We start from the raw sequence: 5,428 nt of genomic DNA, 5'->3' as shown, positions 1-5,428 counted from the left end.
GGCCAAGGCGCTGGACCTGGGTCCCGACGTCCATGTGATGGAACTGGCCCTGGAGTGGATCCTCACCCGTCGTCTCCCCAGCGCCGGGTCCGTGGCCCGTTTCCCTGCCGTTCGTCGCGATATCGCCGTCGAATTGCCGGAAGAGGTGTCCTGGTCGGCCGTCGAGGCCGCCGTCCGCGAGGCCATTGGCGAGGTCCTCAGGGAGATCCGTCTGTTCGATCGGTACGCCGGGAAGGGGATCGACGAAGGACGAAAGAGTCTCGCTATGGGCTTGATTTTACAGGACGCTTCACGCACCCTTACCGACGAAGATGCCGACGCTCGCGTGGCAGAAGCGGTGGGGGCATTGGAGAAGACATGCAAGGCAAGACTGCGAGGATAAGATGGCGCTGACCAAGGCGGAAATGGCCGAGCGGCTTTTCCTCGACGTGGGCCTCAACAAGCGTGAGGCCAAGGAATTCGTGGACGCGTATTTCGAGGTCGTGCGCGAGGCACTGGAACGAGGTGAGCAGGTCAAGTTGTCCGGCTTCGGCAATTTCGACCTGCGGCAGAAGAATCAGCGGCCCGGTCGCAATCCCAAGACCGGCGAAGAAATTCCCATCTCGGCCCGGCGGGTTGTCACCTTCCGTCCTGGCCAGAAACTCAAGGTAAGAGTCGAGGGTTATGCTGGATCCAGGGAATAACACCGAACTTCCGGCGATCCCGGCGAAGCGCTACTTCACCATTGGTGAAGTCAGTGAGCTTTGCGGCGTCAAGCCGCACGTCCTTCGCTACTGGGAGCAGGAGTTCCCGGCCCTCAAGCCCGTCAAGCGCCGCGGCAATCGCCGCTACTACCAGCGCCACGACGTGCTCATGATTCGCCAGATCCGCTCGTTGCTTTACGACGAGGGCTTCACCATCACGGGCGCCCGCGCTCGCCTGGAAGGCCCGCAGGCTCGTATGGAAGCGAGCATGTCGCACCAGATCGTCCGTCAGGTGCGTCTCGAACTGGAAGAAGTACTGACCCTCCTTCGTCGCTGACCCGCTTCCGCAGGTCACGGCGTTGCTGCTACAATCGTTTGCTCGTCGGGGTGTAGCGCAGCCTGGTAGCGCACTACGCTGGGGGTGTAGTGGTCGCGAGTTCGAATCTCGCCACCCCGACCATTATTCAAAAAAACGGCGTCCCTCGCGGGGCGCCGTTTTTTTTGAACAATGTGGGAGCCGATTCATCGGCGAAAAACCAACGAAGTGATGATGCGAAAGCCCTGTGCGGGAGCCGGCTTCGCCGGCGATAGCGACAAGGTCAGGTAGAGGGTGCCGTCGTCGCCGGGGTCGCAACCGCCGGCCCGGCCGCCGTGAATTCCCGCACCACCGACGCGGTCTTCGACTTCCTCTTGAACTCCGTCGTGACCACCAGCCTCGAATGATCAGCCGCAACCGCATAGTGCTGCACGATGTCCCCGCGCTTGTCGTCGATGTGGATGACTATCACAAGATCGTCGCCGTCCCAGCCCGCCCGCGTGACGTCACCCGCGTTGTCCTTGCCCGTCACCATCGGCACATTGCTCGCACGGCCGTTGGACGAGATCACGAGGTTGCCCGGCCGTATCGCGATGTCCAGTGTGTCGGGAAGCAGCAGGGCGCGACGAAGCATGTCGCCGCTTCCGCTGACGGCGTTGCCGGCGCCACCGCCTGCACCTGCGCCACCACCCGCACCGCCGCCGTGCCGGCCACCACCTCCCATGCCACCGCCACCTCCGTGACCGTGGCCGCCACCCATGCCGCCGCCGTGACCGGACCCGCCGGCCGCAGGCGCGGCGTCGGGGTCCTCGCTGTGGGATACGTCGACCACCCAGTGGCCGTCGAAGGAGTGCGGATGGTCGGGAGAGGCGGCCAACCGGATGCCGTTACTGGCGCAGCCAGCGAGAGCGACGATGCAGGCGATCGTCAGGCCACGCAGGGCAGGGTGGGAACGGTGCATCGATAGGGTCCAGGCTTGGGGTTATGGACTGTCCAACGTGAGCCAGAACGTTACGTTGACCCGGCTCAAGATTTCCCGCGGTCCGCCGAAAGCCATCGTGTCCGCCGGTCACGGCGATCAAAGGGGATGACGATGACGCTGGAAGCTCGCGAGCGCGCAAGCGCTGCCTTGAACGACGCCCGGGCCAAGGCCGCCCGCCTCGCCGATATCGACCCTTTCATGATCGACCTCTCCCTGCGCGAGAACCCCGTGGGTTCGCGCGTCGGCCAGACCCTGGACGAAAAGCTCGCGATCCTGCCTCAGCTACGCACGTTTGGTTTTCGCAATATTTCGTTGGGCACGCTGGATTACGCGATTCCCGACGAACTGGAAGTCGACGATGACTTCATGATCCGCCTGCGTGATACCGGTACGGACATGACCGGTTGCTTCGCCTTCACCGCGATGGGTATCGCGTCGCCCGACGGCACGTTTACGCCCGATCCGTCGCAGCTGAAACTTCGTGACTATCGCGTGCCGAATACGGTGAGCGAGATCTACCTCAGTTCGTTCGGCATGGAAGGCATGTACGACCTTCCCACGCTCAAGCGGAGCCTGCCAGCGAGCGTCCAGTGGCTCAGGGAGAACATCGTCGGCGAAGATGGCGGGGCACCGCGCATCTTTATCAACATCGTCGACGGTTGCGATGCGTTCGCCGAGGCAAGCGACGCGACGTTCGAGATCATGGAACTGCTCGCGGGACTACCGATCGAGGGCGTCACGATGGAGGACGACCGTGGCACGTATATGCCCTTCCAGGTCGGCGCGTACGTCGCCGCCGCGCGCGCGATCCTGCCGCCGTCGATGAAGCTGTTGATGCACATCCACTCTGGCGCGGGCTTCGAGAATGCCTCCATGATCGAGGCCTTGCTCAATGGTGCCGACGGTGCCTGGGGCGGCTTGCCGAAGCGTGCGGCGGTCATCGGCCACGCTTCCCTCGGCGAGTTGCTGGCCAACCTCGTCAGGACGGGCAACAGCAAGGTCACGAACACCTACCGCATGGACGAACTCCTGCCGTTGGCCACGGATCTGCAGGTGCTCGACGAGGCCGGCCCGGTGCCTGACGACCTGCCCATCTTTGGACACAACGCCTATCGGCTGTCGCTGGGTGCGTTCCGCCAGCGCCCCGATCGCTTCATGGACCTGCCGCCGGACCGCATCGGCGGCGAGTATCGGTACCGCATCTGCCCGGTGGTGAGCGACGTGGAAGCGGTGCGTGGCCGGCTTGCCGAGGTGAGTGGCAAACCGCCGGAGGACTATGCGGACGAGGTGATCACCATGATGATTCGTCTGATGCGCCGGGAACTTCGTCGCGGCCTGCGTATCGATTACGACGAGCCGGAGCAGGTCATGGCCCTGTATGCCCGCGCGCTGGCGGCCCTGGCACAGCTCGTGTCCATCTCCTCCGGGGAGCCGGCGTAGTCTCCGGGGCCGTGGGACTAAGTTTTTGCCGTTTCCGCCGGTACACTGTCGGGGCCGTCGGTGGGGGACAAGGCAGGTCATGAGCATCGAAGACATCATCCGCGAAGAAGACGTCGGGGTTTACAAGACCCTGCTCGAATCCACGCGTGCCATTCCCTGGAAAATCGAATGGGCGACGCTGAGCTTCGCCTACATCGGCCCGCAGATCGAAGAGCTGTTGGGCTGGGCGCCGCAATCCTGGGCGACCGTGCAGGACTGGGCCGATCGCATGCATCCGGAAGATCGCGCCTGGGTCTTCGACTTCTGCGTGTCGCAATCGCAGGCTGGCGTCGATCACGAAGCCGACTATCGCGCCCTGACCAAGACGGGTGAATACGTCTGGATTCGCGATGTGGTCCACGTCGTGCGCAATCCGGACGGCTCGCCGAATGCACTCATCGGATTCATGTTCGACATCAGCGAGCGCAAGCGCACCGAAGAGAAGTTGCTCGACATGCAACGCGAACTGGAGGAGTTGTCCTTCAAGGACGGGCTCACTGGCGTCGCCAACCGTCGTCGCTTCGACATGGTCATGGAAATGGCCTGGCGGGACGCGCGGCAGAGCCGCCAGACCTTGTCGCTGGTCGTCCTCGATATCGACTTCTTCAAGCAGTACAACGATCACTACGGCCATCTGGAAGGCGACGAGTGCCTCAAGCGCGTCGCGTCGGCACTGTCGAACATCGTGCGGAACCCGGACGACCTGCTTTGCCGCTTCGGTGGCGAGGAATTCGTGCTCCTGATGCAGAATACCGACGAGGCAACCGCCCTCGCGCTGGCCTGGCGCTGCCTCGACCTGGTGGAAAAGGCCATGATTCCGCATGCGGGTCTGGGCGCAGGCAAGCGGCTTACCCTTAGTGCGGGTGTGCATACCCTGGTGCCCAAGGAAGGCGACGAGATCCTGCCGGCGATTGCCGTGGCAGACCGTCGTCTCTACCTGGCCAAGCAGCGCGGACGCGCCCGCGTCGTCGCCGAAGGCGGCGACTAACCAGGTCGCTCGATGCAGGCGACTACATCGATGACTACCGGCTCGAAAGGAGCCGATTCATCGGCGATGGGTACTTGCGCCACGGTCAGAAATCGCCGCTGAAGCGGCTCCCACATCGAGGGTGAGACGGTGGACCCGGAGATACTGCGCCGCCTGCTACGCGCAAAGGACCGGATGGATGCCGCCTCGAACGAGGCCTGGCCGGTGCACCGTCTCGCGCGCGTAAGTCACGTTTCCGAAGCGCATTTCGCGCGCTCGTTCAAGCAGGCCTTTGGTCTTCCTCCGCACCGCTACCTGCTCACTCGCCGCCTCGAGCGGGCAAAGGCCTTACTGCGGGACACAGCGTTGCCTATCCTCGACATCGCGCTGCAGACAGGCTGGAACAGCCTGGGTACGTTCGGCCGCGTGTTTCACGATGTGAATGGAAAGAGTCCCAGCGCGTGGCGCGCTTTTGAGCAGGCTGCCCGCCATGAACTGGCCGAGGTGCCGCACTGTTTCGTCAGCGCCGCCTACAGGCCCGACATCACGACCGCAGTTTCGGAGAAGCGACGGATCGTGCAGGCTGGTAAAAAAGGGGCTCCCAACAAACCGGAGTTCTCATGAGCCAGGGTATCGGAGTAGTAGGGCTGTACGTTCGCGACCAGGACGAAGCCCTCGAGTTCTATGTCGAAAAGCTCGGATTTCGTGTCCACACCGACGCGCAAAACGGCGACTTCCGCTGGCTGACCGTGCAGCACCCGGAGCAGCCCTCGCTGCAGTTGGGTCTGTTCAAGCCGCAGGCGCCGGTGCTCGACGAGGCGACCGCGCAAACGATGAGCGAGGTGGTGGCGAAAGGCGCCATGCCGCCGCTGGTACTGAACGTCGACGACTGCCGTGGCGCCTACGAGCGTATGCGCGCCCGCGGTGTGGAATTCACACAGGCGCCCGAAGAACGCTACGGCAATGTCGACGCCAACTTCCGTGATCCCTCGGGCAACGGA

General features: G+C 63.6%; 8 protein-coding genes and 1 tRNA gene. 8 read left to right on the top strand and 1 reads right to left on the bottom strand.

What is annotated here, in order from left to right:
- From AC1DSN_RS17665 to AC1DSN_RS17650, 4 genes are all read left to right on the top strand, one after another.
- On the top strand, positions 1-382 hold a 382-nt coding region (locus tag AC1DSN_RS17665), incomplete at its 5' end, for a phenylalanine--tRNA ligase subunit beta-related protein (RefSeq protein WP_477331955.1).
- Between the two features lies 1 nt (position 383).
- Positions 384-683: an integration host factor subunit alpha gene (gene ihfA, locus AC1DSN_RS17660; protein ID WP_036114917.1), complete on the top strand. Its 300-nt coding sequence runs from the start codon at positions 384-386 to the stop codon at positions 681-683.
- Positions 664-1,020: a MerR family transcriptional regulator gene (locus AC1DSN_RS17655; protein WP_036114913.1), complete on the top strand. Its 357-nt coding sequence runs from the start codon at positions 664-666 to the stop codon at positions 1,018-1,020. The genes ihfA and AC1DSN_RS17655 overlap by 20 nt, the downstream gene beginning before the upstream one ends.
- Before the next feature lie 46 nt (positions 1,021-1,066).
- Positions 1,067-1,143, top strand: a tRNA-Pro gene (locus AC1DSN_RS17650).
- Between the two features lie 139 nt (positions 1,144-1,282).
- Here AC1DSN_RS17650 and AC1DSN_RS17645 read toward each other — a convergent pair.
- On the bottom strand, positions 1,283-1,960 hold the full coding sequence (locus AC1DSN_RS17645) for a hypothetical protein (RefSeq protein WP_477296139.1): 678 nt from the start codon (positions 1,958-1,960) through the stop codon (positions 1,283-1,285).
- 132 nt (positions 1,961-2,092) lie between these two features.
- Here AC1DSN_RS17645 and AC1DSN_RS17640 point away from each other — a divergent pair, with 132 nt between their 5' ends.
- The 4 genes from AC1DSN_RS17640 to AC1DSN_RS17625 all read left to right on the top strand — a co-directional run.
- Positions 2,093-3,421, top strand: a complete 1,329-nt coding sequence (locus AC1DSN_RS17640; RefSeq protein ID WP_477331953.1) for a beta/alpha barrel domain-containing protein — start codon at positions 2,093-2,095, stop codon at positions 3,419-3,421.
- Positions 3,422-3,500: 79 nt separating this feature from the next.
- Complete coding sequence (locus tag AC1DSN_RS17635) at positions 3,501-4,448, top strand: GGDEF domain-containing protein (RefSeq protein ID WP_477296141.1); 948 nt, start codon at positions 3,501-3,503, stop codon at positions 4,446-4,448.
- Positions 4,449-4,622: 174 nt separating this feature from the next.
- Positions 4,623-5,051, top strand: a complete 429-nt coding sequence (locus AC1DSN_RS17630) for a helix-turn-helix transcriptional regulator (RefSeq protein WP_082879059.1) — start codon at positions 4,623-4,625, stop codon at positions 5,049-5,051.
- A partial coding sequence (locus AC1DSN_RS17625; RefSeq protein ID WP_477331951.1) for a VOC family protein occupies positions 5,048-5,428 on the top strand: 381 nt, incomplete at its 3' end. The genes AC1DSN_RS17630 and AC1DSN_RS17625, both read left to right, overlap by 4 nt.

The organism is Luteibacter sp. P4_D7_3, from assembly GCF_056401735.1.
The sequence above is the reverse complement of the archived record's forward strand: the minus strand, read 5'-3'. Positions and strand labels throughout refer to the sequence as shown.